The organism is Mesorhizobium sp. M1A.F.Ca.IN.022.06.1.1, assembly GCF_003952605.1.
Classification (GTDB): domain Bacteria; phylum Pseudomonadota; class Alphaproteobacteria; order Rhizobiales; family Rhizobiaceae; genus Mesorhizobium.
In genome coordinates this window covers 1,624,323-1,649,544 of sequence record NZ_CP034455.1, presented here as the reverse complement: position 1 = coordinate 1,649,544, position 25,222 = coordinate 1,624,323, and the positions used below count along the sequence as shown (strand labels likewise).

The 25,222-nt window shown below is 65.2% G+C and carries 25 protein-coding genes; 11 read left to right on the top strand and 14 right to left on the bottom strand.

Features of this window, described 5'->3' with window-relative positions; all coding sequences use genetic code 11:
- Positions 1–3: 3 nt before the first annotated feature.
- The 8 genes from tagH to tssA are packed head-to-tail and all read right to left on the bottom strand — an operon-like array spanning position 4 to position 8,869.
- Positions 4–1,452 carry a type VI secretion system-associated FHA domain protein TagH gene (gene tagH, locus EJ078_RS08160; RefSeq protein WP_127323903.1) on the bottom strand — a complete coding sequence of 483 codons (1,449 nt, stop codon included), beginning with the start codon at positions 1,450–1,452 and terminating at the stop codon, positions 4–6.
- Complete coding sequence (gene tssG, locus EJ078_RS08155) at positions 1,449–2,531, bottom strand: type VI secretion system baseplate subunit TssG (protein WP_127216832.1); 1,083 nt, start codon at positions 2,529–2,531, stop codon at positions 1,449–1,451. Before tssG ends, tagH begins: the two co-directional genes overlap by 4 nt.
- Entirely contained in the window at positions 2,495–4,369 is a 1,875-nt protein-coding gene (tssF, locus tag EJ078_RS08150; protein WP_127216831.1) for a type VI secretion system baseplate subunit TssF, read from the bottom strand. Before tssF ends, tssG begins: the two co-directional genes overlap by 37 nt.
- Before the next feature lies 1 nt (position 4,370).
- Entirely contained in the window at positions 4,371–5,123 is a 753-nt protein-coding gene (gene tssE / locus EJ078_RS08145; RefSeq protein ID WP_067327620.1) for a type VI secretion system baseplate subunit TssE, read from the bottom strand.
- A complete protein-coding gene (locus EJ078_RS08140; protein WP_170950255.1) occupies positions 5,110–5,559 on the bottom strand; it encodes an Hcp family type VI secretion system effector in 450 nt (149 codons plus the stop codon). Before EJ078_RS08140 ends, tssE begins: the two co-directional genes overlap by 14 nt.
- A gap of 59 nt (positions 5,560–5,618) precedes the next feature.
- Complete coding sequence (gene tssC, locus EJ078_RS08135) at positions 5,619–7,124, bottom strand: type VI secretion system contractile sheath large subunit (protein ID WP_066989059.1); 1,506 nt, start codon at positions 7,122–7,124, stop codon at positions 5,619–5,621.
- Positions 7,125–7,127: 3 nt separating this feature from the next.
- Positions 7,128–7,664, bottom strand: coding sequence for a type VI secretion system contractile sheath small subunit (gene tssB, locus EJ078_RS08130; RefSeq protein WP_066989057.1), 537 nt, complete (start codon positions 7,662–7,664; stop codon positions 7,128–7,130).
- A gap of 5 nt (positions 7,665–7,669) precedes the next feature.
- The gene (tssA, locus tag EJ078_RS08125) at positions 7,670–8,869 is read right to left on the bottom strand and encodes a type VI secretion system protein TssA (RefSeq protein WP_067327623.1); all 1,200 of its coding nucleotides are present in this window, start codon (positions 8,867–8,869) and stop codon (positions 7,670–7,672) included.
- Positions 8,870–9,201: 332 nt separating this feature from the next.
- Between tssA and tssH the strand changes: the two genes are divergently transcribed.
- The 9 genes from tssH to EJ078_RS08080 all read left to right on the top strand — a co-directional run bounded on the left by tssH (position 9,202) and on the right by EJ078_RS08080 (position 18,940).
- A complete protein-coding gene (tssH, locus tag EJ078_RS08120; RefSeq protein WP_127216885.1) occupies positions 9,202–12,042 on the top strand; it encodes a type VI secretion system ATPase TssH in 2,841 nt (946 codons plus the stop codon).
- 111 nt (positions 12,043–12,153) lie between these two features.
- Positions 12,154–12,447 (top strand): hypothetical protein, encoded by a 294-nt coding sequence (locus tag EJ078_RS08115; protein ID WP_245459147.1) that lies wholly within the window; start codon positions 12,154–12,156, stop codon positions 12,445–12,447.
- A 271-nt stretch (positions 12,448–12,718) separates the two neighbouring features.
- Positions 12,719–13,921: an ABC transporter substrate-binding protein gene (locus EJ078_RS08110; RefSeq protein ID WP_127216884.1), complete on the top strand. Its 1,203-nt coding sequence runs from the start codon at positions 12,719–12,721 to the stop codon at positions 13,919–13,921.
- Positions 13,922–14,002: 81 nt separating this feature from the next.
- Positions 14,003–14,869 (top strand): branched-chain amino acid ABC transporter permease, encoded by an 867-nt coding sequence (locus tag EJ078_RS08105; RefSeq protein WP_095800998.1) that lies wholly within the window; start codon positions 14,003–14,005, stop codon positions 14,867–14,869.
- 7 nt (positions 14,870–14,876) lie between these two features.
- Entirely contained in the window at positions 14,877–15,854 is a 978-nt protein-coding gene (locus EJ078_RS08100) for a branched-chain amino acid ABC transporter permease (protein WP_127217174.1), read from the top strand.
- A 3-nt stretch (positions 15,855–15,857) separates the two neighbouring features.
- The gene (locus EJ078_RS08095) at positions 15,858–16,637 is read left to right on the top strand and encodes an ABC transporter ATP-binding protein (protein ID WP_208721183.1); all 780 of its coding nucleotides are present in this window, start codon (positions 15,858–15,860) and stop codon (positions 16,635–16,637) included.
- Positions 16,634–17,356 (top strand): ABC transporter ATP-binding protein, encoded by a 723-nt coding sequence (locus EJ078_RS08090; protein WP_066989044.1) that lies wholly within the window; start codon positions 16,634–16,636, stop codon positions 17,354–17,356. The genes EJ078_RS08095 and EJ078_RS08090 overlap by 4 nt, the downstream gene beginning before the upstream one ends.
- An 11-nt stretch (positions 17,357–17,367) precedes the next feature.
- A complete protein-coding gene (locus EJ078_RS08085; protein ID WP_095823899.1) occupies positions 17,368–18,114 on the top strand; it encodes an aspartate/glutamate racemase family protein in 747 nt (248 codons plus the stop codon).
- 118 nt (positions 18,115–18,232) lie between these two features.
- Positions 18,233–18,940, top strand: a complete 708-nt coding sequence (locus EJ078_RS08080; protein ID WP_095823898.1) for a GntR family transcriptional regulator — start codon at positions 18,233–18,235, stop codon at positions 18,938–18,940.
- 34 nt (positions 18,941–18,974) lie between these two features.
- On the opposite strand, the gene EJ078_RS08075 is transcribed toward EJ078_RS08080, so the two are convergent.
- On the bottom strand, positions 18,975–19,931 hold the full coding sequence (locus EJ078_RS08075; RefSeq protein ID WP_127246505.1) for a LysR family transcriptional regulator: 957 nt from the start codon (positions 19,929–19,931) through the stop codon (positions 18,975–18,977).
- Positions 19,932–20,015: 84 nt separating this feature from the next.
- Here EJ078_RS08075 and EJ078_RS08070 point away from each other — a divergent pair, with 84 nt between their 5' ends.
- Both EJ078_RS08070 and EJ078_RS08065 read left to right on the top strand, forming a co-directional pair.
- Positions 20,016–20,195, top strand: a complete 180-nt coding sequence (locus tag EJ078_RS08070; RefSeq protein WP_245322305.1) for a hypothetical protein — start codon at positions 20,016–20,018, stop codon at positions 20,193–20,195.
- A 12-nt stretch (positions 20,196–20,207) separates the two neighbouring features.
- Positions 20,208–20,765: a hypothetical protein gene (locus tag EJ078_RS08065; RefSeq protein WP_245322304.1), complete on the top strand. Its 558-nt coding sequence runs from the start codon at positions 20,208–20,210 to the stop codon at positions 20,763–20,765.
- Here EJ078_RS08065 and EJ078_RS08060 read toward each other — a convergent pair.
- From EJ078_RS08060 to EJ078_RS08040, 5 genes are read right to left on the bottom strand one after another with little or no spacing between them, the layout of a single operon-like run.
- Positions 20,731–21,789, bottom strand: a complete 1,059-nt coding sequence (locus tag EJ078_RS08060) for an ROK family protein (protein WP_245322303.1) — start codon at positions 21,787–21,789, stop codon at positions 20,731–20,733. The genes EJ078_RS08065 and EJ078_RS08060 overlap by 35 nt on opposite strands.
- Complete coding sequence (locus EJ078_RS08055; RefSeq protein ID WP_127217252.1) at positions 21,789–22,511, bottom strand: ribulose-phosphate 3-epimerase; 723 nt, start codon at positions 22,509–22,511, stop codon at positions 21,789–21,791. The genes EJ078_RS08060 and EJ078_RS08055 overlap by 1 nt, the downstream gene beginning before the upstream one ends.
- Positions 22,508–23,326, bottom strand: coding sequence for an alpha/beta hydrolase (locus EJ078_RS08050; protein ID WP_127324612.1), 819 nt, complete (start codon positions 23,324–23,326; stop codon positions 22,508–22,510). The genes EJ078_RS08055 and EJ078_RS08050 overlap by 4 nt, the downstream gene beginning before the upstream one ends.
- On the bottom strand, positions 23,326–24,144 hold the full coding sequence (locus EJ078_RS08045; protein ID WP_127214170.1) for a sugar phosphate isomerase/epimerase family protein: 819 nt from the start codon (positions 24,142–24,144) through the stop codon (positions 23,326–23,328). Before EJ078_RS08045 ends, EJ078_RS08050 begins: the two co-directional genes overlap by 1 nt.
- Positions 24,144–25,220 carry a Gfo/Idh/MocA family oxidoreductase gene (locus EJ078_RS08040; RefSeq protein WP_127214172.1) on the bottom strand — a complete coding sequence of 359 codons (1,077 nt, stop codon included), beginning with the start codon at positions 25,218–25,220 and terminating at the stop codon, positions 24,144–24,146. The genes EJ078_RS08045 and EJ078_RS08040 overlap by 1 nt, the downstream gene beginning before the upstream one ends.
- Positions 25,221–25,222: the final 2 nt, after the last annotated feature.

The following is a 25,222-nucleotide window of genomic DNA, read 5'->3' as shown; positions in this document are numbered from 1 at the left end:
GTCCTACTCCTCTTCGTATGCATCCCTGAAGTCTGCGCCGATCTCGCCCAGGAAACTCGATTCCGCGCTTTGGGCGATGTCGCGATGGCGTTTCTGGTAAAGCTCCCACAGCTTGGCGTTGCGGCCGCCCGCAAGCAGGTTGCCGATCGCGGAATTGGATTTCAGCTCTTCCTCGATCGTCGCCGGATCGAACCGGTCGATCATGCGCCGCAGCGCTGCCTGAACGCCGCGCCAGGCGCGCACGTGATGCTGCGCGAGATCCTTCACCGCATCGCCGATCGCCGCCTCGCCGGAGAGGAAGCCGGGGCTGCGCTCCGAGATTATGGTGACGATGACATCCTCGACCGTCGGCAGGAATTTGAGCGGGTTGACCTCGGAGGCGCCGACCACCGTCTGGGCAACGCGCGCGCTGCCCTTTTCCTCGGCGCGCTTGCGCAGAAGCTGCATCAGGCCGTCCAGCATCAGCCGGTACTCGCGCCCGAATTTTTCCATCTCGGCGATCGCGTCGCGCCCGAGAAAATCGGCCTCCTCGACCCCCATGCCGCGCAGGAAGGCGGCGCGCAGCGCCATATCGCCGGGCACAGGCTGAACTGCACGGGACGGCCTGGGCGCGGGAGCCGGGCGCGGCGGAGGAGGCGGCTCGGGCGTGCGCGCCGGCAAGTTCCGCGGAGGAGCGACCTGCGGCTTTTCGGCTGGCTGCTCGCTGCGACGGGCCGTATGCGCGCCGTTGGCGGAGGCAGGCGTCGCGGCTGGGCCGAAGCCGAAGTCGTCGAAGCCGGTCGGTTTCGGCGCCGGCTGCGCCGTATCGCCGCGCGCGGGCATGTCGCCGAAGCCGAACGGATCGGACCGGCCAGTTGCCGAGTCGTCGTCCGAGGCCGGTGTCGCCACCGGGTCGAGGCTGAATGGGTCGTCGAAGGCGGGCGAACTGCGCTGGTTCGAGGCGCGGTCATACGCGCCGGGCACAGGCTGCTCGAACGGGTCCGGCAGATCGGCCGGCCGCGGCCGCCGCGGCTCCTCCTCGACCTTGGCCGAAAAGAAATCGTCGCCGCCGATGCTGGGCGAAGATCGCTGCTGAGGCGCCGACCAGGCGGCGGCGGAATGGTTGGCGGCCTCACCGACCGAAGTCTGGCTCGCGCTTGGCTGGACCTCGACATAGAGCACGTAGTCGCCCAGTCTCAAACGCATGCCGCTTTGCAGCCGTGCCGACCTGCCGGTGCCGAGCGGGCTGTCGGAATCGTCGATGAACAGCCCGCTGCTCGATGTATCGGTGACGAAGTAGCCGTCGCGGCCGCCGCTGATCTTGCAATGGGCGCGCGACACGAACATGTCCGGATCGTCGATCTGCCAGCCGGCATCGGCGCTGCGCCCGATCACCAGCTCGCCTTCGTCCAGCCGGGTCTGCCTGACCACCTGGGAGCGCGGGCCTTGTTCCAGCGTCAGCAGCAGGCTCATGCGGCCGCCTCCGCCATTTCCGGCCGCCAGCCGACGACAGTGCGGAGCTTGAGATCGTCGGCGTCTCCCTTCTCGGCGGGGCGAGCAAGCCAGGAGGTTCGGCCGAGCTGGACGGTGCCGATCTTCGGCGGCGGCACGGCGTCGCGCGCAAGCACGATGCGCAAATCGACATCCAGCGCTTCGCCGATCATGTCGCGCACCGCTTTCTTGAAGAGGGCGAGGCGCCGCTCTCCAGGCAGGAAGGACTTGAAGTCGTCGAGATCGAGCGGGCCGACGCGCAACTCGATCCGGCTCTGGCGGCTGAAGACGCGCGGGCCGATCGTCGCCCCGCGCCCGAGCGCCGCATAGGCCTTGCCGACGCGGCTCTGCAGTGCCGCCGGTATGGTGATCCAGGAAGCGACGAATTCCTTGATCTCGACCGGCACCTTGAAGGCCGTGGCAAGAAACAAGGTGAGCCGTTCCGGACCGTCGACCTGGCTGGCCAGCGATCCGGCCTGGCGCAGCCGCACAGCGTCGAGTTCGGCATCCTGGGTGCCGGGAAGGCCGATCCCCGACATTGCTTCCAGCATGGCGCGGACGCGTCCGCCGATCGAGCGCTCGACCTGCACCGCCGGATGTGCGTCGGCCCAGGCGCGGTAGTAAAGCGCGATCATCCGGTGCTGCAGGATGTTGACGAAGTCGACGAAGGTTGTGTCGCTGGTCTGCTCCGCTTGCGTGCCGGTGAACCAGCGCTGCGACAGCCGGTCGAGCACCCAGCGCGTCAGATGCAGCGGCATCGGCCCTTCGGGCCCGAGCAGTCCGAGATTGGCGACGGTCACCCGCGCCGGAGCCTTTTCGCCCGCCTCCTGGAATTTCATCACGTCCCTGGCCGAGAAGCTCAGGCGGACATGCTGGCCGAGCCGCGCCGGCTCGCGATTGGCCTGGCCGGAATAGCCGAACAGCCCGCCCCTCTGCTCCAGCCGGCGCAGAAGCTCGAAGAAGTCAAAGCTTTCCGACAACGCCCCGATTCCGTCTGAGACGGCTTCGCTCAGGGCGGGCCGCGCTAGATCAGGTAGCGATTGCCGGGCGTCAACGGCCATGGCACATCCTCCTGCTTCTGCAGCAGCCGCGTGCGTGTCCGCACGAAACCGTTTATCCCGGCATGGCGGGCAAACAGCCGCGCCAGCAGGGCCGAAAGCAAAAGCGTGCTTTGCCCCGCCAGCACCGACTGGTCGACATGCAGCGTCACTTCCGTGCCCCGCCCGAAGCACATCGGCCCGTCGATCTTGAGCCGCTCGATCACCGGGCGCGAGTCGATGCGGGTGATCGAATGCACGTTGCGGGCGAGGCTCGGGTCGCCGCGGTCGGCATAAAGATCGAGCAGCGCGTGCAGCGGATCGACGCCGCGGCCTTCCTTGGCGAGACTCAAGAAGTTGAGCGAGAGCTGCGCCACCAGCCGCCAGGCAAGATTGTCGGCGCGGGATTCGCCTTCGGCGCCCGCCGGCAGCGACGCCGGGATCGACGGCTGGGGCGGCCGCAGCGCGCCGAGCAGCCTGACGGCCTCCACCGGGTCCGCCGTCTCTAGCGTCAGTGTCGGTGTGTCGTCGAGGATCGGCAGGTCGCGATTGGTGCAAAGCGCCATGATGTCGAGGCGCTTGAGCGGCCGGTTGGCCGGGCTGCCGGCCGGGCGCGACACCGAGAGGAAAACGTCGTCTCCCGTGTAGGAGGTGCGGGTCAGGCCGTCGCGACGCTCATCTTCGGTGGCCCTGCGAGGGCGCCGCTCGGTCGAATACACCCAGCCGCTGCCGCGGTTCTGCCCCAGGCTGAAAAGCTCGGGAATCTCGGCCTCGCTGCCCTCCGCGTCGGCATCCTCCACTCGGGTGACGCGGAAGATCTCGAAATCGCGCGCTCTGGTTCGATCGGCATGCAGCACTTGCCTTGTCCTGCGCGGATCGATCTCGATGACGTTGCATTCGCGCTCGAAGAGATTGATCAGCGGCGTCACGAAGAGCTCGAAATCGGCCGGCGCAACGTCGGCGAGCTCGGGCACCGGGCGGCGGAACAGGAAGATGATCTCCATCCCCGCCTCGCATCTGCGCACCACCGGCTGCAGGCCGGCGACCCGCACATAGTGGAAGCGTTCGGGGACCATGAAATATTCGCGCAGCAGGCGGTAGCCCTCGAAGGTCGGGCGGGTGCGCGGCATCAGCGCCTCGTCGTCGCGGATGCCGACCATCTCGGGCTCGGGCAACGCCGATAGCGGATTGGTCTTTCCTTCCGCCCGCGCGCCGACGGCCGAGCAGGCCCCGAAGATCGCGTCGAACAGGAGCGGCGCCTTGGTGCGACCGGCGAAATAGAGATCGAGACGGTCGAGCGACAGCTCGCTGAGCTTGCCCTTTCCGGTGCGCGCAAGCGCGACGCGCAGCGCTGCCTCGCCGCGCGCGCCGGCGACTGGGCCGATGCCGGCGGCAGCCAGCGCGCTGCGATCCTGGAAATAGCTGACGGAGGTGATCGCGATCGGCCATAGCGTGATCTCTTGCGCGGTGCTGAAGGTTGACCGCGTCGACAGCCCCGGATGCAGGCTGGAGACCAGTCGTGTGCCGCGCGCGACTGTATGACCGGCGATCATCGACTGCACTTGCTGGCCGGGTTTCAGCACCGCCATCGCCGTTGCCGGCGCCGGGGTGACCAGGTCCGGGTAAAGCACGTCGAGCACGGCGCGCGAGAAGCGCGAGCGCTCGGCGTCGACCTTCAGCCGCGTGCGCGCGGCAAGGAAGGCCACGCCGTCGAGCAGCCGTTCGACATAGGGGTCCGGGCAGGGAACGGTGTCGAGGGAAAGATTGCGGGCGACTGCCGGATGCATATCGGCGAATTCGGCCGCGAGCGCCCGGATATGGGTCAGTTCTTCTTCGTAATATTCGACGAAGACCCGATCCATCTCAGGTCTCCCGGAATTCGGTTCGCGCCAGGCCGTTGTCGAGATTGATCGTGGTGCGCAGCCGCATGCGCTCCGGCGTCGGCGTCATGATCAGCACGGCGTCGATCTCGATCTTCAGGCCGACGCTCTTGTCGCCAAGGGTGACATTGACCGTCGTGGCGCTTTCCTTGAGCCGCGGCTCGAAGGTGGCGAGCACCGCGCGGATCTCGCGCGCCAGGGTATCGCGGTCGAAGTCCCGCGAGGAGCGGCCGGAGAAGGACGGCACGCCGTAGTTCACGACGCTGCGGCGCACCTCCGGAAAGTCGGCAAGCGACGGCAGCTCGTCCAGGGGCTGTTCGTGCTCGGCATCGGAAAGCATCGGAACGGACTCGAAGCGCTCGGTGTTGAACAAGGCTTCGATGTCGCGCCGGACGGCTTCCCTGAGCACCCGCGCCGACACCACCACGCCGCGGCTTTCGATCTCGGCGCGATGTTCGGCCTGGAACACCAGACGGTGCAGGCGCCGCTTTTGGTCGGGGGTGAGTTCCGCATCGGCATCGATGGTGCGTGCGCTGCCGGCAAGAAGAGCCTCGACGCGCTCGGCGCCGAGTTCTTCTTCCAGCAGGCGACGCAGCCCCTCGATCTCCGACGTCAGCCCGGGCAGGTCGTTGATGAGGCGGTCCCAGAGGGAGGGCTGGACCGCCTCGCGCTTTGCTCGCGAACTGCCGGCGAGCTGCGCCCTTGCGCCGGGCCTTTTGGCCTCACTTGCCGACATAGACATCCATTTCGATCTCGTCGTCCTTGTCGTAGACGAATTTGATCTTCTTGTAGGCGAAGCTCACTTCTTCCTCGATCAGGTCGGCCTCGTCATCGGCCTGCTTCATGTCGTATTCCATGATCGAGGCGTCGGTGAGCGTCACCACCAGATAATCGCTGGTCTCGCCGTCGATGGTGCGGCGCGCCGAAAACACCACTTCGTCGAGCGCCTTGTTGTCGAACAGCGCCTTCTTCAGGTAAGGCGACGCCTTGTCGTAATGCTTGGTGAACTTGATCATCCCCAAGGATACGCGCCCGCGGCGCGAGAGCGAGTTGGGATCGTAAGGCGCGATCATCTTGTAGTCGACGCCATGGACTTCGATCTCATCTTCGTGGCCGTCGCGCACGCTGGGACCCTTGATGTCCGGAACTTTCAGGAAACCATCGATCTTCATTGAAGGCATTGTCTTTCTCCACCGCTCTCAAACCAAACAAGATGACTATGCTTGCGATTTCACCCCTTCACTGACGGCAGTTCGGACACCAGCCGGAGCGAGGCATTGATGCCTTCCAGCTGGTAGTGCGGACGCAGATAGAAACGGGCGTTGTAGTAACCGGGCCGGCCTTCGACACTGTCGACCTGGACCTCGGCCGCGGCGAGCGGGCGCTTGGCGCGCGCCTTGTCGTCGGCAAAGGCTGGATTGGCCAGCACGTACCGGTTGATCCATTCGGTCAACCAGATCTGCATGTCGGTGCGTTCCTTGAACGAGCCGATCTTGTCGCGCGCGATCGCCTTGAGGTAGTGGGCGAAGCGCGAGACCGGGAACAGGTAGGGCAGGTTGGCGCTGAGCCGCTCGTTGGCCTGCGCGTCGGGATCGACCAGACGCCCGGCTCGGGTCTCGTCGTCCTGCAGCGAATGGGCGCCGATGAAGGCCGCAAGGTCGGTGTTCTTCCGGTGCAGGATCGGCATCAGGCCGAGTTTGGCGAGCTCCGCTTCGCGCCGGTCGTCGATAGCGACTTCCGTCGGGCATTTCATCGCGATCGATCCGTCGTCGGTCGGAAACGCGTGCACCGGCAGGTTGAGCACCGTGCCGCCGTTTTCGACGCCGCGGATCTGTGTGCCCCAGCCAAAAAGCTTGTGGCTGCGGTTGATGTTGACGCCCATCGGGAAGGCGGCGTTCATCCAGACATATTTGTTGTGGTCGCCTCCCACCTCTTCCTCGAAGGTGAAACCCTTCACCGGAACGGTCTCGGAGCCGTAAGGCAGGCGCGCCAGCACCCGCGGCATGGTGAGGCCGATATAGCGGGCGTCCTCGCTCTCGCGCAGCGACTGCCACGAGGCATAGGCCGGGTTGTTGACGATCATCTGCAGGTCCTGCGGGTTGGGCAGTTCCTGCCAGCTGTCCATGCGGAACAGGCGCGGCGAGGCGGCGGCGATGAAGGGCGTGTGCGCCGAGGCGCAGACACCGGAGATGTTGCGCAGCAGGCCGACGTCGCGCGGATGGTTCGAGAATTCGTAGGCGCCGAGAATGCAGCCGATCGGCTCGCCGCCCAGCATCGAATACTCGTCCGTATAGACCTTCTTGAAGATCGGGCTCTGGTCCCACATCTGGCCTTCATAGTCTTCCAGCGTGTCGGCCAGCTGTTCCTTGGAGATGTTCATCACCCGGATCTTGAGCTTCGTATCCGTCTCGGTGTTGTTGACGAGATACCAGAGGCCGCGCCAGGTGCCTTCCATCTCGCGCACTTCCGGCGCGTGCAGGATCTCGTTGACCTGCGTCGTCAGCATCTTGTCGATGCCGGCGATCAGCGACTTGATCGACTTGATCGCATTGGACGAGATGGTGGTGGTTTCGGAGCGCGACTGCGCCGCCAGCGCCAGGTTGCGCACCAGCTGCTGCAGCTTCTCGCTGTCGTCTTTCTTGACCTTGAAATCCTTTTCCAGGAGGCCGCTGAATTCGCCGAGGTCAATCGCTTCCGCCTCGGCGGTGGCGGCTGCGGTTTTTTGCTGTTCAGCCATGACTTACTCCTCGCCCTTGCCCTCAGAAATCGCCTGGCCGGCGATCTTACTCAGCAGCGGTTCGTTGTTCAGAAGCTGCGCGATGCGCTTTTCGGCGTCGACGCGGCCATCCATGAAGCCGAGCAACTCTTCGAGCTGCCGGCGCATCTTGAGGATCTCGGCCAGTTGCGGGACCTGCTCGGCGATCTTGTCCGGCGCGAAATCGCCCATCTTGGAGAAGGTGAGATCGATCGCGAGCTCTTCGTCCCGCTCGGCGCCCTCGGCTTGCGGGAGTGTGTTCTTTACTCGTGCCTTCACCCGCGGCCCCATGGCCTCCATGAACTTCGGGAAGCGGTTGGCGTCGGTCTCGACGAAGTTGCGGTCGAGCACTGACTTCACCGCTTCCTTGGTCTGTGAAGCGCCGGAAAGATCGGCCATCACGGCCATGACGAACGGCAGTTCGATCGTTGTCGGGCTGCCGTAGGTCTCGACGTCATAGGCGATCTGCACGCGCGGGGCGCGGTTTCTTTCGATGACCTTCGCTTTGCTCTCTGCTGGCATGCTTGTTACCTTTCATCCTTCTGGGCCGGCTTCTTCGGATCGGGGACACCGGCAAGCAGCCGGAACTCCTTCAGCCCCGATGGGGCGAGATCTTCCATCAGTTCCACGAAATCCATGTGCACCATGCGGCGCACGCGGCGGGCGAGATGCGGGATCGGGCTCGACGGCTCGGTGCGGTCATAAAAGGCGACGACGAGATCCAGGCATTTGACGACGTCGTCGCGCGAGGTGATCCGGTCGGGCAGCCCGGCGCCCGGTTCCGCATAGCTTGCGACACTTGCCATCGATTCGGCTCCCCTCGCTTCGGCGCCCATCCTTTCGGCACCATGGCCGTTTGGGCCGGGCGCTGCCGGTTCCGCCGGCTGCGGGATTGGCTTTGCGGCCCCGTTCGCCCCGGCACCGGCGGCGGAATTCCGCTCCAGCGTCGTCAGCAATCGCTGCAGGAAGCGTCTCAATTCCGGAATGGCGGGGCCATTGCCGTCGATGCGCTTGTTGAGGGCGGCGTCGACCTCGTCGAGAGCGGCGATCACCGCGCGGGCGTCGGCGAGCAGCGAGGTCATCGCCTCGCCGGCCTGATCGACTTGCGCCTTGCACCCGGTGCGCACCCGGTTCACCAGCTGGTTGTGGCCGCTCACCAGCGCCGCCTTTTCCGCCGCGCCCAGTCCCGAAGCAGCCTCCTGCAGCATGACGTGTTCGTCGAGGCTGCCCTTCTCCAGGTCCTCTCCCTTGATCGGGCCGACCGTGCGCGGCGCAAAGAAGACCATGCCGCGCAGATCCTTGAGCAGCCCGTCCTGGCTGTTTTGCAGGTCGATCAGCGCATTGATGCGCCGCAAGGCAGCCTCGCGCGGCGTGGCGCCAGAGCGCAGTGCCGGATGCATCGTTTCCCAATGCCTGTCGAAGGTTTGGGCGATCAGCGTCAGGCCTTCGGCGAGCCCGCCCAGCTGTTCTTCGTTGGCAAGGGCACGCACAACCAGGACGAGGAGGCGCAGGTCCCGCCCGTGCGACCGCAACTCCTCCGCCTTGGTGAGTACGACGGACCAGTCGACCGGAACATCGACTTCCGATTTGTTGTTTCCTTCGTATTCGACCTTTTTCTGCTGTTCGGTCAGGCGCTCCAGCTCATGAAAGGCCGGGTCGTTACGCAAGTCCTCTCCCGACGGATTTTCACCGTTCAGAGGATTCAGCCAGAGTGCGAGATCAATCACACTAACCCCCAGCCAGCGGCCCTGAGACCCTATGTGACGCAACGTTACCACCGGCCTCGCGCCACGACAATTGAGCAGCTGCTCAAAAACTAACGGATGCTAAACGCGACCGTTTCTTTCAGCAAAACCCATTGCGCGATTGCCGGGCCGGGTATGTGAAATGGCTCGCATAGCCCGCACCGCAATCCGGTATTTCTTGCACGACATTGCAGAGCTTGTGTAACCGGGCAGTGCCGCCCGGATGGATCCAAACGCCTTATCCGTCACACGGCTTTGTCAAGCCGCCGCTTATATGGCAGGGTACGGTTGGCAGATTGCGGGAGCAGGTTCGAATGGAACAGCGCCGGTCATCGCAGAGCTTCAAGCGTAAGGAACTGGTCGCCAAGCTCAACGCCACGGGGGTGCGCGCCTTCAAGGCCGCGGCCGACACGGCCAAGCTGCGCGGCAATCCTTATGTGGAGCTCGTCCACTTCATCCAGCAACTGGTGCTGTCCGAGCGCTCGGACGTGCAGATGATCATCGGCGATGCCGGGTTGGACGTCAGCCGGCTGACGGCTGACATGACCCGGGCCATCGACAAGCTGCCTTACGGCGCGACCTCCGTCGAGGAATTCTCCGATCACATCTTCCACGCCATCCAGGAAGGCTGGAACCTGGCGACGCTGGAGTTCGGCGTCGAGGAGGTGCGCAGCGCCCATATCCTGCTGGCCTGCCTGAGGACGCCGGTACTGGAAGGCCTGGTGTCGAAAATCAGCGCCGAATTCGACAAAATCGATGCCGACGGCGTCGTTTCCCGTTTCGCCGATGTCACCGAAGGCTCGCTCGAAGCCGGCACACCTCCCGCCTCTGCCGCCGCCGAACAGCCGATGAAGCGCGGTGCGGGCGGAGATTCGGCGCTGGCCAAATACGCGACCGACCTCACGCTGCGCGCCCGCGACGGCAAGATCGATCCGGTCGTCGGCCGCGACCCGGAAATCCGGCAGATCGTCGACATCCTCATGCGTCGCCGCCAAAACAACCCGATCCTGACCGGCGAGGCCGGCGTCGGCAAGACGGCGGTGGTCGAAGGATTTGCGCTCCGCATCGCCCAGGGCGACGTGCCGCCGACGCTTGAGAATGTCAGCGTGCGCATGCTCGATGTCGGGCTGATGCAGGCGGGCGCCAGCGTCAAGGGCGAGTTCGAGAAGCGGCTGAAGGCGGTCATCGACGAGGTTCAGGCCTCCGAGGTGCCGGTCATCCTGTTCATCGACGAGGCGCATACGCTGATCGGCGCCGGCGGTGCCGCGGGCACCGGCGACGCCGCCAATCTTTTGAAGCCGGCGCTGGCGCGCGGCGAGCTGCGCACCATTGCCGCCACGACCTGGGCCGAATACAAGCAGCATATCGAGAAGGACCCGGCGCTGACGCGCCGCTTCCAGGTGGTCAAGATCGAGGAGCCGTCGGAAGCTGTGGCCGTGCTGATGCTGCGCGGCGTCGCCGGCGTCCTGGAGCAGCACCACAAGGTCCAGATACTGGACGAGGCGATCGAGGCGGCGGTCGCGCTCTCGCACCGCTACATTCCGGCCAGGCAACTGCCGGACAAGGCCGTCAGCCTGCTCGACACGGCTTGCGCGCGCGTTGCGGTCTCGCAGCATGCGACGCCAGCCGAGGTCGAGGACATTCTGCGCCGCCGCCAGGCGCTGGAGGTCGAGAGTGGCATCATCGGCCGCGAGGCGGCGATCGGCATCGAGGTCGCCGACCGTCAGGCTCGCGTCGATGCCGGGCTGGCGGAAACCGAGACCACCTTAGCCGCCGCCCAGGCGCGCTGGGATCGCGAGAAAGCACTGGTCGCCGAGATTCTTGACCTGCGCGCTAAACTACGCGGTGAAGGCGTGCCGCTCGATGCGGCGGGGGGGGAGGCCGGGGAGGAAACCGTAGCGGCTGAGCCGGCTGCGTCCGAAACTCCCGAAGCAAAGGCGCCCGAGAGCAAGGCGGCTGAAACCAAGCCCGCGAAATCCAAGGGCTCGAAAGCCAAGGCGGCGAAGGGCGAGGCGGTCGAACCCGAGGCGGTCGTCGGAGAGACGATCGCCGAGGGATCGGCTGGTTCGTCTGCCGATCTCGCGCGGCTGCGCGAGCTGATGGCGGAGCTTGCCGCGGCGCAGGGCGAGACGCCGCTGATCCTGCCTTCGGTCGATCGCAATGCGGTCGCCGCCGTGGTGCAGGATTGGACCGGCATCCCGACCGGACGGATGCTGTCCAGCCAGACCGAGAAAGCGCTCAGGCTGGCCGCGACCCTTTCGGAACGCGTGGTCGGCCAGGATCACGCGATGGAGATGATCGCCAAACGTGTCCAGACCAGCCGCGCCGGCCTTGGCGCGCCGGAAAAGCCGGTCGGCGTATTCCTGCTCTGCGGCCCCTCCGGCGTCGGCAAGACCGAGACCGCGCTGGCGCTTGCCGAGACGCTTTATGGCGGCGAGCAGAACCTGATCTCGATCAACATGTCCGAGTTCCAGGAAGCGCATACCGTCTCGACGCTCAAGGGCGCGCCGCCCGGCTATGTCGGTTACGGCAAGGGCGGCATCCTGACCGAGGCGGTGCGCAGAAAACCCTATTCGGTGATCCTGCTCGACGAGGTCGAGAAGGCGCATCCGGACGTCCACGAGATCTTCTTCCAGGTTTTCGACAAGGGCATGATGGACGACAGCGAGGGCCGACGCATCGATTTCAAGAATACGCTGATCCTGCTCACCTCGAATGTCGGCTCCGACGTCATCATGGACCGCACCAAGAACGGCACCGTGCGGACCGGCATCGACGATCTCGACGCGGCCCTGCGCACGCCGCTGCTGAAAGTTTTCCCGGCCGCCTTCCTCGGTAGGGTGGTCACCATACCCTATTATCCGCTGTCGGATTCGATGATCGAGGCAATCGCCCGCCATCAGTTCGGCAAGATCGCGCGGCGGCTTAAAGCGACCAACGATGCCGAACTGGTCATCGGCGACGGCGTCATGGATCTGGTCAAGGCGCGCTGCACCGAGATCGAGTCCGGCGGCCGCATGATCGACGCCATCCTCACCAACACGCTGTTGCCGGAGCTCAGTCGCGGCGTGCTCAACCGCTCGCTGGAGGGTGCGAAGATGACGAAGGTCACCGTCGGCGCGTCCAAGGAAGGTTTTACCTACTCTTTCGAGTAGCCGCAGCAACTCCGGGGAAGGAGTGTACTCCCAATCGGGCCAAGCTATTTTGAAGATAGAGACTGGGAACTTTTGCTCCGCTGGCGATTTTGGATATGCTGCTGATCCGAAATGGCCGGAAAGGTGCCGCCGATGACGAAAAACCTTGCGATCTCCGCTCTCGTTCTGGCCACGGCCATTGGCGTGTCCGGCGTGGCGTTCGCCGGCGACCGGCAGCTCAAGCGCCCGGTCGAGCAGGAGCGCTACGTTCCGGCCGAAGGCGACCTCATCGACATCCTGTTCGGCGGACCGCGCTACTATGACGCCATGCTGGTCACCACGGCGGCGGGCGCGTGTTCGTACCACCGGACGGGACCGGACGCGAATGCGCTGAACAAAATCAACGACCATCATTGCGGAAAATAAGGTCTGCCCCGCGCCCGGCCGTCGGTAAGCCGCGACCGACTCCATTTCATCATGCCGCGAACTGATCGTTCGCCGAGGTGGCTGGCCGTTCGGGCAGCCCGTCCTCAGGCTGCCCCGCGGTTGGGCCGCTCTGCCGTCGCACACATTCAGCCGAAACATTGTATACAATAACAAAGAAATCTGTTGACAATCTCTCGCAGGCGACTTCCCATAGGCTATCCGCGCAGCCGATGAGCAAAAACAAAAGCGCGATAACCAGAAGGGAACCGATATGATCAACCGACGCTCGACTTTGAAATCGCTGGGGCTTGGCGCCGTCTCGACCCTGGCCATGGCCGCCATAGGCATCCCGTCCGCGCAGGCTGAAAACAAGGAACTGAAGATCGGCTTTGTTGGTGTCACCAGCGGTCCCGCCGCCGCCTGGGGCACGTCCAATGTGCGCTCGATGCAGACGCGCGCCGCCTGGCTCAACGAAAAAGGCGGCGTCAAGATCGGCGACGACACCTACAACATCAACATCGTCACCTTCGACGACCAGAAGGATCCCAAGCGCGCCATCGCCGGCATGGAGAAGATGGCGCAGGAGGGCATCCACTATGTCGTCGGACCCAATGTCGATGACGGCGCTGCTGCGGTGCGCCCTGTCGCCGAGGCCAACGGCATCATCTATTTCCCCTACGCCTTCCCGAAGGCGCTCTACCAGAAGCCGGCCTCGAACGCCGTGCTCGGCATGATCGCCAACTACCAGTCGGGCCCGGCGATCTATAAATACCTCAAGGAAAACAAGGGCGTGAAGACGATCGCCTTTGTCGCCGCGAACGAATCCGACCCGCTCAGCCAGCGTGACAGCGGCGTCGAGGCGGCCAAGGCGCTCGGGCTCGACGTCGTCGCGCAGAACGACACGTACCAGAATGACACCCGCGACTTCACGCCGGTGCTGACCCCGATCGTCGCGCTGAAGCCCGATCTGCTGGTGCTGTCCGGCGTGGCGCCGGCTAACGCGCCGCTGCTCATCCGCGCCGCCCGCGAGCTCGGCTTCGAGGGCTTGATCTCGACCGAGACGGCGCAGGACGCCAAGGTTCTGGAGGAGGGCGCCGGCGAATACGCCAACGGCTTCATCTCCGTCGGCGGTGCCTCGACGCCGGAGATCGCTTCCGACGAGATGAAGGAGTTCGTCGCCCGCTACACCAAGATGTTCGGCGAGTATAACGACGAGTCCAATACCAAGGTTTACGCTTTGGAGTACATCATCGAGACGATGAAGGCCAATCCGGCCGCTATCAACAATGTCGACGAATTCAAGAAGACCATGGACACCTTCTCGGCGCCCAACCCCTTCCTCAAGGGCGACGCCAAGCTGAGCTATGTCGGCGCGACCTCCTTCGGCCAGAAGCGTCAGCTAGCCGTGCCGATGGTGGTCAACGAATACAAGGACGGCGCTTTCCAGACCCTGTTCGTCGGCTCCGTCGACTAGGTTTGGGTTCCTAAGGTTACTTCCTCCCGAATGCCGGGGGTCCGGGCGATGCTCGGACCCCGCGGAAGATCGAAGAGATCCATGGAACAGGTCATCGCCAACGGATTGTATCTCGGCGCCCAGTACGCGCTGATCGCGCTCGGGCTAACCCTGATCTTCGCCCTGATGAACGTGCTGAATTTCGCCCACGGGCAGATGTACGTTCTGGGCGGGTTCATCACCTACACCGTCTACGGCCAACTCGGCCTGCCTTTCGTGGTGGCGCTGCTGGCCTCCGGTGTGACGCTTGCCGTCATCGGCGCGCTGATGGAGAAGTTCCTCTTTCGAACGGTCATCCGCCGCAGTCACCGCGAGGAGAGCACCATGCTACTCGCCGCGGCCACGGCCTTCTTCTTCGACGCCGTTATCCTGCTCATGTTCGGTGAGAAGCAGCGCGGCGTTCCCAAGATCGTCAAGGGCGTCTTCAACGAGGCCGGCATCATCATGCCTTATGACCGCCTGGTTGTTGGCGCTCTGGCCATCGTCTTCATCGCCGCCTTTGTCCTTTACATGCAGTACAGCCGGGTCGGCCGCGCCATGCGCGCGCTCGCCCAGGACCGGGTCGCGGCCCAGCTGATGGGTGTCAGGGTCGACCGCTATTCGATGATCGGCTTCGCGCTCGGCGCCATGCTGGCGGGCGTTGTCGGCGGCCTGCTGGTCACCATCACCGGCGTCAATTCCGGCATTGGCGGCCCGATCTCGATCAAGGCCTTCCTGATGGTGATGATCGGCGGCGCCGGCGTCGTCGGCGGGGCGATCGCCGGCGGCTTCATCCTCGGCATGATGGAATCGGTTGGCCTCACCGCGCTGCGCGAATATGGCGACGTCACCTATCTCGTCATCTTCGCCGCCCTGATGGTGTTTCTGTCGATCCGCCCCAACGGGCTGATGGGCAAGCCGTGGGGTTGATCGCGCCATGACCCGCAATCGCAATATGAAGATCGCTTCGGTCGCAGCCTTCCTGGCGATCGTCTTCATCGCCGTGCCGGCCGCGATCTCGGCCAGCGGCCGCATCGACCTCTACTACACGCTGACTTCGGTGGCGCTGCTCAGCATCGCCAGCGCCGGCGTGTGGCTCACCTTCTACATCGGTCGCATCAATATCGGCCAGGGCGCCTATGCGCTGATGGGCGGCTATGTCTCGGCCATACTGGTGATGAACGGCTGGTCGTTCTGGCTGACGCTGCCTGTCGCGGGTCTCTTCTGCGCCGGCGCGAGCGTGCTGATCGGTCTGCCGATCCTGCGGCTGCGCGGCGTCTATTTCGCCATGGTGACGCTGGTTCTGACCGAGGTCGTGCGGCTCCTGGCGCTGGCGCTGCCGATCACCAACGGCGCCAAGGGCATCGTCAGCATCCCGCTGCCCGGCGCGCTCTCGGTCTTCGGACTGACCATCATCCCGGACTTCGCCACGCTGCAGAATTCGCGGCTCGCGTTCTACCTGCTGGCGGTCACGCTGATGGTGGGCTGCTTCGCGGTGATGTATCGGCTGGTCAACTCGCGCATCGGCAAGCTCTGCCAGTCGCTGCAGCAGAACGAGGAACTCGCCTCCTCGATCGGCGTCAACATCGCCTATCTGCGCGTCATCGCCTATGCGGTGTCCTCCTTCTTCGGCGGTCTCGCCGGCGCCATCTTCGCCGCCATCTCGCAGTCGATCTATCCGTCGAGCTTCACGGTCACCGATTCCGTCAACTTCATGCTGAACTGCTTCCTCGGCGGCCTCGGCTACGTGTTCGGTCCGATGCTCGGCACGCTGGTGCTCTATTTCGGCTGGGACCTCTTGTTCCAGACCGGCCAATTCCAGCTCCTGATCTATTCCGGCCTGATGATCGTTTTGATGCTGGTGCTGCCCAACGGCCTGCTCAGCCTCACGGTTCCGACCCGGAAGAAGGCTTGAGCCATGGCCGAAATGCTCGAAGTTTCCGGCATCACCAAGCGCTTCGGCGGTCTCGTCGCGGTCAACAACGTCTCCTTCTCGGTGCGCGAGAAGGAGATTCTCTCGGTCATTGGTCCGAACGGCGCCGGCAAATCGACGCTGTTCAAGCTGATCTCGTCGTTCCTCAGGCCAACGTCCGGCGAGGTCCGCCTGAAGGGTGAACGCATCTCCGGCATGGCGCCGCATATCGCCGCGCGCAAGGGCGTCGTGCGCACCTTCCAGGAAACGACGATCTTCAAGAACATGAGCGTGCGCGACAACGTCATTATCGCGCATCATCTGCGCTCGAAGGCGAGCCTCGTCGGCTTCTTTCTCGGCACCGGCACGGCCAAGGCCGACGAAGCGGCTTTCGGCCAGTCCGCCGACGAGATCCTGGCGCTGCTCGGCCTGGCCTCGCTTGCCAGTGAGATCGCCCGCAACCTGCCACATGGCCATTTGCGGGCGCTGGGCATCGCCGTCGGCCTTGCCACCGATCCCTCGATCCTGCTGCTCGACGAGCCCTTTGCCGGCATGAATCACGAGGAGACGATGCGCATGGTGGCGATGGTGCGGCGCCTGCGCGATCTCGGCCTTACCATCCTGCTCGTCGAGCACGACATGCCGGCCGTGATGAAGATCTCGGACCGCATCGTGGTGCTCAATTTCGGGCAGAAGATCGCCGAGGGAACACCGTCGGAAATCCAGGCCAACGAGAAGGTCATCGAAGCCTATCTCGGCAGCGAAGACGAGGCGATCGGGCTATGAACCAGATCCTGAACTTCGCCGGCGTCGAACTCTATTACGATCACGTATATGCGCTGAAGGGCGTCTCGCTCGAGGTCAATGAGGGCGAGACCGTCGCGCTGATCGGCGCCAACGGCGCCGGCAAGTCGTCGATCCTGCGCGCCATTACCGGGCTCAACCGGATAAGGTCCGGAGAGATCCACTACAGCGGCAAGCGCATCGACGGTGCCGCTCCAGACGAGATCGTCAAGATGGGCATCGCCATGGTGCCGGAAGGGCGCCGCGTCTTTCCCTATATGACGGTCAGGGACAACCTTTTGATGGGTGCCTTCACGCGCTCGAGCAAGGCCGAGATCGCGGCGACGTTGGAGATGGTGCTGGGGCGCTTTCCCCGGCTGAAGGAGCGCTTCTCCCAAGCTGCCGGCACGATGAGCGGCGGCGAACAGCAAATGCTGGTCATCGGCCGCGCGCTGATGGCCAAGCCGAAGCTTTTGCTGCTCGACGAGCCGTCGCTCGGAGTCGCGCCAAAACTTGTCCAGGACATCGCCCGCTCGATTGTCGCCATCAACCGCGACGAGAAGGTCAGCGTTCTGTTGGTCGAGCAGAATTCCCGCATGGCGCTTCGCATTTCGCAGCGCGCCTATGCGCTGACCACCGGCAGCGTCGCCCTGAGCGGCAACTCCGCCGAATTGCTGAGCGACGACCGGGTCAAACGTCTTTATCTCGGCGGCGAGATCTGAGGCTGATTTTAATGCGCATACTCGTCATCAACCCCAACACGACCGCCTCGATGACCGGCAAGATCGGCAAGGCGGCGACAAGCGTCGCCTCATCAGGAACCGAAATCGTCGCTGTCAATCCGGCCGATGGTCCGCCGAGCATCGAGGGCTATTTCGACGAGGTGTTCGCCGTACCGGGCATCATTGCCGAGATGAGCAAGGCGCCGGCGGCGGATGCCTATGTGATCGCCTGCTTCGACGATACCGGGCTCGACGCCGCGCGCTGCGCGACCGAAGCGCCGGTCATCGGCATCGGCGAGGCGGCCTTCCATCTCGCCAGCCTTGTCGCCGGCAAGTTCAGCGTGGTCACCACGCTTGCCCGCTCAGTCCCCGCCATCGAGCACAACCTTGCGAAATACGGTCTTTCCTCGCGCTGCGCCAAAGTGCGCTCGTCGGAAGTCGCCGTGCTCGAGCTTGAACGGCCAGGCTCGAACGCCAGGCATCGGATCTCGGACGAGATCGCGCGCGCCATTCGCGAGGATCACGCCGAGGCGATCGTGCTGGGCTGCGCCGGCATGGCCGACCTTGCGCACAGCCTGTCGCAAGAGCATGGCGTTCCGGTGCTTGACGGCGTCGTCTGCGCCGTCACCCTGGCCGAGAGCCTGTTCAAGGTCGGCTTGAAGACATCGAAGATCGGCGGCTATGCCGCCCCGCGAGGCAAGCGTTTCGCGGGTATCTTCGCTTCGGCGTCTCCCCCGGGCGCCGGTTCGCCCGGCTGAACGTGGCCCCGGGAGATCGATCCCGCGGGATTGACCGGGGCGCGAGCGCCATTAGATTGGACCGGCCGCTGGCGATTTGGGGGCAGAGCGGGCCGCGTCGGGCCTGCGCATTGAAAGCATGTTGACGGTACTCAGAGAAGACGATCGCGACGACAAGCCGGCAGCGCGCTGGTCGCCGATCTACTATGGGCTGAGAGACGCCATCGTCAGCCATCGTCTCGCTCCGGGCACCAAGCTGCCCGAGGACGAGCTGGCATCGATCTATTCAGTGAGCCGCACCGTCGTCCGCGCCGCCTTGCAGGCCCTTGCGCATGACCGGCTGGCGCGGCTGGAGCCCAATCGCGGCGCCTTCGTCGCGCAGCCTTCGAAGATCGAGGCGCGCGAAGTGTTCGAGGCGAGGGCGCTGATCGAACCCAAGGTGGCGGCGCTCGCCGCCAAGGCGGCGGTACCCTCCGACATCGCGCAATTGCGAATGCATCTCGAGAAGGAGCATGAGGCGCTGCATGCCGGTCGCGATAGCGACGCCATCATGCTGTCGGCGCGCTTCCATGTCGGCATCGCCGAGATCGCGGCGCATTCGGTATTCACCAACTTCGTGCGCGACCTCGTCTCGCATTCCTCGCTGATCATCGCGCTCTACTGGAAACGCCGCGACGCGACCTGCGAGAAACATGCCCATCACGCGTTGGTCGACGCCATTGAAGCCGGCGACAGCGCCGACGCCGCGGCGCTGATGAACAGCCATCTGGTCGATCTGCTCTCGGGGCTCGATCTCACCGACAAGGTCGAGAAGTCCGACAGCCTCGCTGATCTGCTCCGCATCTGAGAGAGGCGTGTGCCCGGTCGATCGGTCTGATGCGTTAAGCCTGAGCCTGCCGTCCCCTCGGCCGTTTTCGGGTGGTCTCGGCGCCGCCTCGATACCTGATGTGATCGATGAATGCGCGCAGTTTGGGCAGGACCTGATGTTTTTCCGGATAGTAGAGGAAGACACCCGGCGATGTCGCGGCGAAGGCCGAAAGCAGCGTTTCGAGGCGCCCGTCTGCGAGCGCCGCGGCGGCAATCGGGCTTGGCACCTGGGCAAGCCCGGCGCCCTGGATCGCAGCGCCAAGCAGCGTGGGATAGTCGTGTGCAATGAACGGCCCGGAAACGATTGCCTCGACCGCCTTGTTGCCCTTGGTGAAGCGCCACGGCGCGACCGAACCGTTCGATCGGCGCAGGCGCAGGCAGGCATGGTGGCGCAGATCCTCGATGCGCTCCGGCGTTGTTCGCTGGCGTAGATAGCCGGGACTGCCGACGACCACCATCGGAAAGGACGGCGTCAGTCGAACCGCGACCATGTCGGCCGCGATGAGGTCGCCGAGCCGGATACCGGCGTCAAATCCCTCGGCTGCGAGGTCCGCCAGTTCGCCGCTAGCGACGATCTCCAGCTCAATCTCGGGATAGGCCTGGCAGAAGGATGCGATCATCGGCTCCAGCAGCGTCGGCACCACCGCAGGCGGAACCGACAGGCGCAAAAGTCCAGCCGGCCGCTGGCCGATTTCGCGCGCGACCTCGCTTGCTGCTATCAATTCCTCGAAGGCTGGCCGGGCGCGCGAGAAAAAACGCTCGCCGGCTTCGGTCAGGCCGACGCTGCGTGTCGTGCGGACGAACAGCGCGGCGCCGATGCGCCCTTCCAAAGTCCGCACCGCCTGGCTGATCGCCGACGGCGTGACGCCAAGCTCCGCCGCCGCCTTGCGGAAATTGCGATGCCTGGCGACGCTCAGGAACGCCTCGACGCCGTCGAGCGCGCCATGCCGGACTGTGAAGTTTTGCTTCATGACCCATGGAGATTATCGCGGATAGTTCCCGGCACAAAGCGGTCGTATCTGTGTTGTCGATTGGAAGGCTGAAGGGAAGTGGCAATGACGGACGATTTGGATCGCGTGCGGCTGCGGGCGTCGGGGCCGCCGCCTTCGCTAAATCTCGGCGTCGTCATGGGGCCGGGTTCCGCGGATTATGCCGCCAATCTTGGACGCAATCTGTTGGAAGGCCGTCTCGGTATCCTGACGGCGGTATTCGAAGCCGTTCCAGCCAATGTCTGACGGGAGACAAGAATGACGCCGGCCACGATCTTCAGCATCCATCTCCTCCTGGGCTACGTCCCGTGGCTGCTTTGCTTCGGCGCCTACATCTGGCCGAGGCTCAGGCTCATGGACCGCGTCGAGGCGCAGCGCGCCATCGCGACGCTGCACAGCTTCCGATTCTTCGGGCTGGCCTTCCTGGTTCCGGGCGTCGTTGGCCCGAACCTCCCGGCGGACTTCGCCGTCTTTGCCGCCTATGGCGATTTCGCGACCGGGCTGCTGGCCATGCTGGCGCTGCTTGGCGTGAGGCGGCCCTCGATCTTCTGGCCGTCCGTCGCAGCCTTCAATCTGGTAGGAATAGTCGACCTCGTCGGCGATTACTATCACGGCACCGTGCTTCATCTGCCCGAGCAGGCCGGGCAGCTGGGCGCCGCATACGCGATCCCGATCATCTATGTGCCCCTGCTGATGATTACGCACGTGGCCGCCCTTTATCTTCTGGCGCGACCTCAGCCCAAGACCGAGCCGGGCGCGGACAATAGGAAGGCGAGCGGTCTCAGTTCCCTTCGCTCTCCTTCATCCGTTCGATGATCGATCGGGCCGAAGCGCCGGCCTTTTCGACGGGCTTCGTCTGCTCATTCTGCACCATCGCCAGCGCCGTTCCCGGCTCGCCCTCCCACAGGATCAGGCTTGCCGCGCCGACCAGCCCGGCGCGGTCGCCGAGCTCGGCCGGCACGATCGGCACGTCGCGATATGCCTTCATGGCGCGCTCGTCGACCGTCGCCCTGATGCCGGGCGCCAGCAGGTCGAAGCCGTTGGCAAGGCCGCCGCCCATGACGATCAGGTCCGGCGAATAGAGATGCAGGAGATTGGTGAAGCCGATGCCCAGCCATTTCGCCTCGGTGTCGACCAGTTCGCCGGCGGCCGCGTCGCCGGCGCGCGCGGCATCCACGACATGCCGGGCCGAGACGTCGCCGTCGTCGGAAAGCCGTCTGAGCACCGAGCCGTCGCCTGGCTTGGTGAGCCGGGTCGCCCGGCGCCCGAGCGCGGTGCCGGAAGCAACGGCCTCGAAGCAGCCGACGTTGCCGCAGAAACAGCGGTCGCCTTCGCCGGTGATCGTCATGTGGCCGATCTCGGCCGCGAGCCCGCGCCTTCCATGGTAGATGTGGCCATCAGCAACCACGCCGCCGCCGATGCCGGTCGAGACGGTGACGAACACCAGCGAGCCCGCGCCGCGGCCGGCGCCGAAACGCCACTCGCCGAGCGCCGCGGCATTGGCGTCGTTCTCCAGCCGTACCGGCAAGCCGAACTGGCGGCTGAGGATGTCGATCAGCGGCACGTTGTGCCAGCCGGCGAGCGTCGGCGGCCCGATGACGATGCCTGCCTTGGGGTCGAGCGGCCCCGGCGCGCACATGCCGATGCCGCTGACCTTTGCCTGCGGGTGTTCTTTAAGCAGCCTGTCCGCAAGCGCGATGATCTGGCCGATGACCGCTTCCGATCCGGCGCCGGCAAGCGTCGGCGCCGAGACGCGCTTAACGACTTCGCCGCTGCGCTCGACCAGCGCGCCGCGCAGTTCCGTGCCGCCGAGATCGAAGGCAAGGGCGATCGTGCTCATCAGGCGGCGGCCTTCAGTCCATGCAGCCAGGCCATGCGCTGGGCGAGATCGGGATCGCCGAAAGCGAGCGAGCCCAGCACCACCGTGTCGGCGCCGGCGGCACGCAGCAGCGGCACCGTCTCATGGCGGATGCCGCCATCGGCTGCGAGCCGGATGTCGGCCTCGCGGCCGGCCTTCCTCATCAGCGCGCGAGCCTCGGTCAGCCTTGGGCAGGCCTCCTCGGACAGGCTCTGTCCCTTGACCCCGATCGAGGTGCCGAGCAGCGTCACGAAGGCCACGCGTGGCAGGAACGGCTCGATCGCTTCAAGGGGCGTCTCCAGCCGCAGCACCACGCCGGCCTCCGCGCCGAGCTCACGCGCCAGCTTCACGGCGCGCAAGCCTGCCGCGCCATTCTCGGCATGGATGGTTACGAGATCGGCACCAGCCTCGATGAACTGGCGCGTCTGAGCCTCGACGATCTCGGCCTCGACCATCAGATGGACGTGGATCGGCTTCGTCGTCAGCTTGGCGATGCGCGCCACCATGTCGGGGAAGAACAGGAAGCCTGGCGTGAAGCGGGCATCCGCCACGTCGATATGGTGCAGATCGACATGGGCTTCGATGCGCTTCAGGTCGCGCTCCATATTGGCGAGATCCGCCGACCACAGCGAGAATTCGCCGATAAGCCGGTTGCGCGGCAGTGCGGCTATTGCCGCGGGTCCGGAGACGGGTTTGGCGGTCATGACGGAATGAGGCTCCGGGCATTCGAGTTGGACTGGAGGAAGGAACTGATCTGCTCGTGCAGTTCGATGAAATGTCTGGCGCTGTTGCGCGCCTTCGGCGTGATCTCGGCGAAGACCGCGTGGGGCATCGCGGCGGCAAGCGTGTAGGCGCTCGACAGCGGATGCACCGCGTCCATCGGATTGCCGACGACCAGCGCAGGAATGTCGAGCGCCGCGACGTCGCGGTCGGAAACGCCTGGACCGTCGCTGGCGATGTCGGCGAGCACTTGCGCGAACCCCTTGGCGTCGGGCCGGTCGAAATAGCCGAGCAGCGAGGCCAGATTGTCGGGCGCCTCGCGGTAGAGCCGCGTGGCCGTGTCCGATCGTGCGAAGATCGTCCGCCCTTTGTCGGCCCCGTGTTCCAGGATGAGCTCGGCGGCCTCGGTGATCGGCCGCATGTTCTGCGGTGCCGGCGAAAACGTCCATGCCGGCCGCACCAGGACCAGGGCGGCGACGCGCCGCGGATGACGGCAGGCGAGGCGAAGCGCGATCGCGGCGCCCATCGAGACGCCGCCGGCAACGAAGCGGTCGAGGCCGGCACGATCGGCGGCGGCAAGCACATCGTCAGCGAAGATTTCGAACGAGAACGGCCGCCGCTTGCCAAGCCCAGAGCCGCCATGCCCGCGGCATTCCAGCGTGATGCGCCGGAAGCCTGCGGGGAAAGTCTGCGCGACCTGCGCCTCGCCGCCGCCGAGCCCATGCTGAAAGACGACCGCCAGGCCTTCGCCGGTGTCGGTCATATGCAGCGTGGCACCGTCGCGCAGCAGCGTGCCCATCACATGAGCCCCTTGAGGAAGCGGGCGACGCCCGGCGCTTCCTCGGCCGAAAGCCCGTGCGTCACCAGCGGCCCGTCGAAGCCTGTGGCCCTCAGGCGAGCGACGAAATCGTCGAAGTCGACCACGCCTCGTCCGGCCGTGGCGAAGCGCCCATCGGCGAAACGGTCCTTGGCGTGCGCAAGCGCGACATGACCCGCCGTGCGCTCGACCGCTTCGGCAACGATGCCGCGTGCCTCGTCGGCATTCGCTCGCTCGAACAGATTGGCGGGGTCGAGCACGATGCGCAGCCGGTTCGAACCCATTTCGGAAATCAGCCGCGCGGCGTCATCGGCGGAGGCGACGATGTTGGCTTGCTCCGGCTCGATGCCGAGATCGACGCCGTGGTGCTCGGCGAGCTGAAGCGCCTTCTCCATTTCCCGCGCCATGTCGGCCCAAGCCGAGGGATCGGCATTGTCGGGGTGGTGCGCCCATTGGTCCTCGGCGTTGCGCGTTCCGGTGCACAGTGTCACCAGCGGGATCGAAAGCCTGGCGGCTGCCTCAATGACCACCCCGAGCCGCCGCAGCCCGTCATCGCGCACCCGGCTGTCCGGATGCGCCATGTTGTAGGTTCCCGACAGCGCGACGAGACCGACGCCGCTAGCCGTAGCGGCGGCATCGATCGTACGGATCGCTTCGTCGGGAACATCGTCCGGCATCGACGGCAGGCCGGCGCAGGCAAGGTTGAACTGGGTGACTGCGAAGCCCGCTTCGCGAACGGCGGCGAGCACGCCGGCCGGCTCGCCGCCTGGAAAAGTCTTGGCGAACACCCCGACCTGCATCAGACCGCTCCGGTGACGCCGGCGAGCTCAACGCGCTGGCCGCTTTCGACCGAGCGGGCGATCGCCACCATGGCGCGGATCGAAGCGAGCCCGTCCTCCACGGTAGCGCCGCGCTGCGGCGCGCCGTTGAGCACCGTGTCGGCGAGGCCTTCCAGTTGGCGGCGGAAGAAGTGGCCGTCGGCGCCGAGCGGCTTGCGCGACGTCGCGTCCTTCTCATGAAAAATGTCGACCTCGCTGGCGCGGAAATACCAGGGATTGAAGGTCTTCGCGATCACCGAGCCGTTCTCGCCATAGAGCTGGAAGCCCTCGTGCCAGTCCATGCGCACCGCAACGGTCAGGTCGAGATGGCCGAGCGCCCCATTGGCGAACTCCGTCTCGACGAACCAGCAATAAGCGCCGAAGCGTTGGTTGAGCCGCGCGCGCACGGCGGTGATGTCGCCGCACAGGAAGCGCGCCGTGTCGACCAGATGCGAGCCATGCGCCAGCATGAAATACTGTCTCAGGTCCGCCTTCGGATTGCCGGCCGGCTTCCTCGCCAGCTTGCTGGTGACGGGCAGCGGCTGCACGGCCTCGGTATTGGTGTAGCGATGGGTGGAATCGCAATACCAGGCCTTCAGCGCCAGGATCTCGCCCATCTCGTCGCGCACGAAATCGCGCGCCGCCTCCAGCGCCGGGTCGAAGCGCTTCATATGCCCGACCTGAAGCACCTTGCCGGAGCGCTTGACCGCTTCCGCCAGCCTCTCGCCTTCTTCGACGGAAATGCCGATCGGCTTTTCGCAAAGCACGTGCTTGCCTGCTTCGAGCGCCCTGATCGACATCGGCACGTGGTAGGCGTCGGACGTCGCGACGATCACCGCCTCCAACTTGGGGTCGGCGAGCATCTCGTCATAGTCGCCATACATTTTTTGCGGCTCGTAGGTGGCGCTCATGCGCGCAAGCAGGTCGGGCGCCGCGTCGCAGATCGCGTAGAGGTCGGCATTGGCTGCCTTCACGCAGGATTCCAGATGCGCGAACTGCGCGATCGGCCCGCAGCCGAGCACACCTACACGAAGACGACGGTCTTGTTTGCGGATCATCG

Excerpts from the sequence above, each read along its gene's own strand:
- tagH (WP_127323903.1), bottom strand. The coding sequence starts at position 1,452 with ATGAGCCTGCTGCTGACGCTGGAACAAGGCCCGCGCTCCCAGGTGGTC.
- tssG (WP_127216832.1), bottom strand. The coding sequence starts at position 2,531 with ATGGCCGTTGACGCCCGGCAATCGCTACCTGATCTAGCGCGGCCCGCC.
- tssF (WP_127216831.1), bottom strand. The coding sequence starts at position 4,369 with ATGGATCGGGTCTTCGTCGAATATTACGAAGAAGAACTGACCCATATC.
- tssE (WP_067327620.1), bottom strand. The coding sequence starts at position 5,123 with ATGTCGGCAAGTGAGGCCAAAAGGCCCGGCGCAAGGGCGCAGCTCGCC.
- EJ078_RS08140 (WP_170950255.1), bottom strand. The coding sequence starts at position 5,559 with ATGAAGATCGATGGTTTCCTGAAAGTTCCGGACATCAAGGGTCCCAGC.
- tssC (WP_066989059.1), bottom strand. The coding sequence starts at position 7,124 with ATGGCTGAACAGCAAAAAACCGCAGCCGCCACCGCCGAGGCGGAAGCG.
- tssB (WP_066989057.1), bottom strand. The coding sequence starts at position 7,664 with ATGCCAGCAGAGAGCAAAGCGAAGGTCATCGAAAGAAACCGCGCCCCG.
- tssH (WP_127216885.1), top strand. The coding sequence starts at position 9,202 with ATGGAACAGCGCCGGTCATCGCAGAGCTTCAAGCGTAAGGAACTGGTC.
- EJ078_RS08115 (WP_245459147.1), top strand. The coding sequence starts at position 12,154 with ATGGCCGGAAAGGTGCCGCCGATGACGAAAAACCTTGCGATCTCCGCT.
- EJ078_RS08110 (WP_127216884.1), top strand. The coding sequence starts at position 12,719 with ATGATCAACCGACGCTCGACTTTGAAATCGCTGGGGCTTGGCGCCGTC.
- EJ078_RS08105 (WP_095800998.1), top strand. The coding sequence starts at position 14,003 with ATGGAACAGGTCATCGCCAACGGATTGTATCTCGGCGCCCAGTACGCG.
- EJ078_RS08100 (WP_127217174.1), top strand. The coding sequence starts at position 14,877 with ATGACCCGCAATCGCAATATGAAGATCGCTTCGGTCGCAGCCTTCCTG.
- EJ078_RS08095 (WP_208721183.1), top strand. The coding sequence starts at position 15,858 with ATGGCCGAAATGCTCGAAGTTTCCGGCATCACCAAGCGCTTCGGCGGT.
- EJ078_RS08090 (WP_066989044.1), top strand. The coding sequence starts at position 16,634 with ATGAACCAGATCCTGAACTTCGCCGGCGTCGAACTCTATTACGATCAC.
- EJ078_RS08085 (WP_095823899.1), top strand. The coding sequence starts at position 17,368 with ATGCGCATACTCGTCATCAACCCCAACACGACCGCCTCGATGACCGGC.
- EJ078_RS08080 (WP_095823898.1), top strand. The coding sequence starts at position 18,233 with ATGTTGACGGTACTCAGAGAAGACGATCGCGACGACAAGCCGGCAGCG.
- EJ078_RS08075 (WP_127246505.1), bottom strand. The coding sequence starts at position 19,931 with ATGAAGCAAAACTTCACAGTCCGGCATGGCGCGCTCGACGGCGTCGAG.
- EJ078_RS08070 (WP_245322305.1), top strand. The coding sequence starts at position 20,016 with ATGACGGACGATTTGGATCGCGTGCGGCTGCGGGCGTCGGGGCCGCCG.
- EJ078_RS08065 (WP_245322304.1), top strand. The coding sequence starts at position 20,208 with ATGACGCCGGCCACGATCTTCAGCATCCATCTCCTCCTGGGCTACGTC.
- EJ078_RS08060 (WP_245322303.1), bottom strand. The coding sequence starts at position 21,789 with ATGAGCACGATCGCCCTTGCCTTCGATCTCGGCGGCACGGAACTGCGC.
- EJ078_RS08055 (WP_127217252.1), bottom strand. The coding sequence starts at position 22,511 with ATGACCGCCAAACCCGTCTCCGGACCCGCGGCAATAGCCGCACTGCCG.
- EJ078_RS08050 (WP_127324612.1), bottom strand. The coding sequence starts at position 23,326 with ATGGGCACGCTGCTGCGCGACGGTGCCACGCTGCATATGACCGACACC.
- EJ078_RS08045 (WP_127214170.1), bottom strand. The coding sequence starts at position 24,144 with ATGCAGGTCGGGGTGTTCGCCAAGACTTTTCCAGGCGGCGAGCCGGCC.
- EJ078_RS08040 (WP_127214172.1), bottom strand. The coding sequence starts at position 25,220 with ATGATCCGCAAACAAGACCGTCGTCTTCGTGTAGGTGTGCTCGGCTGC.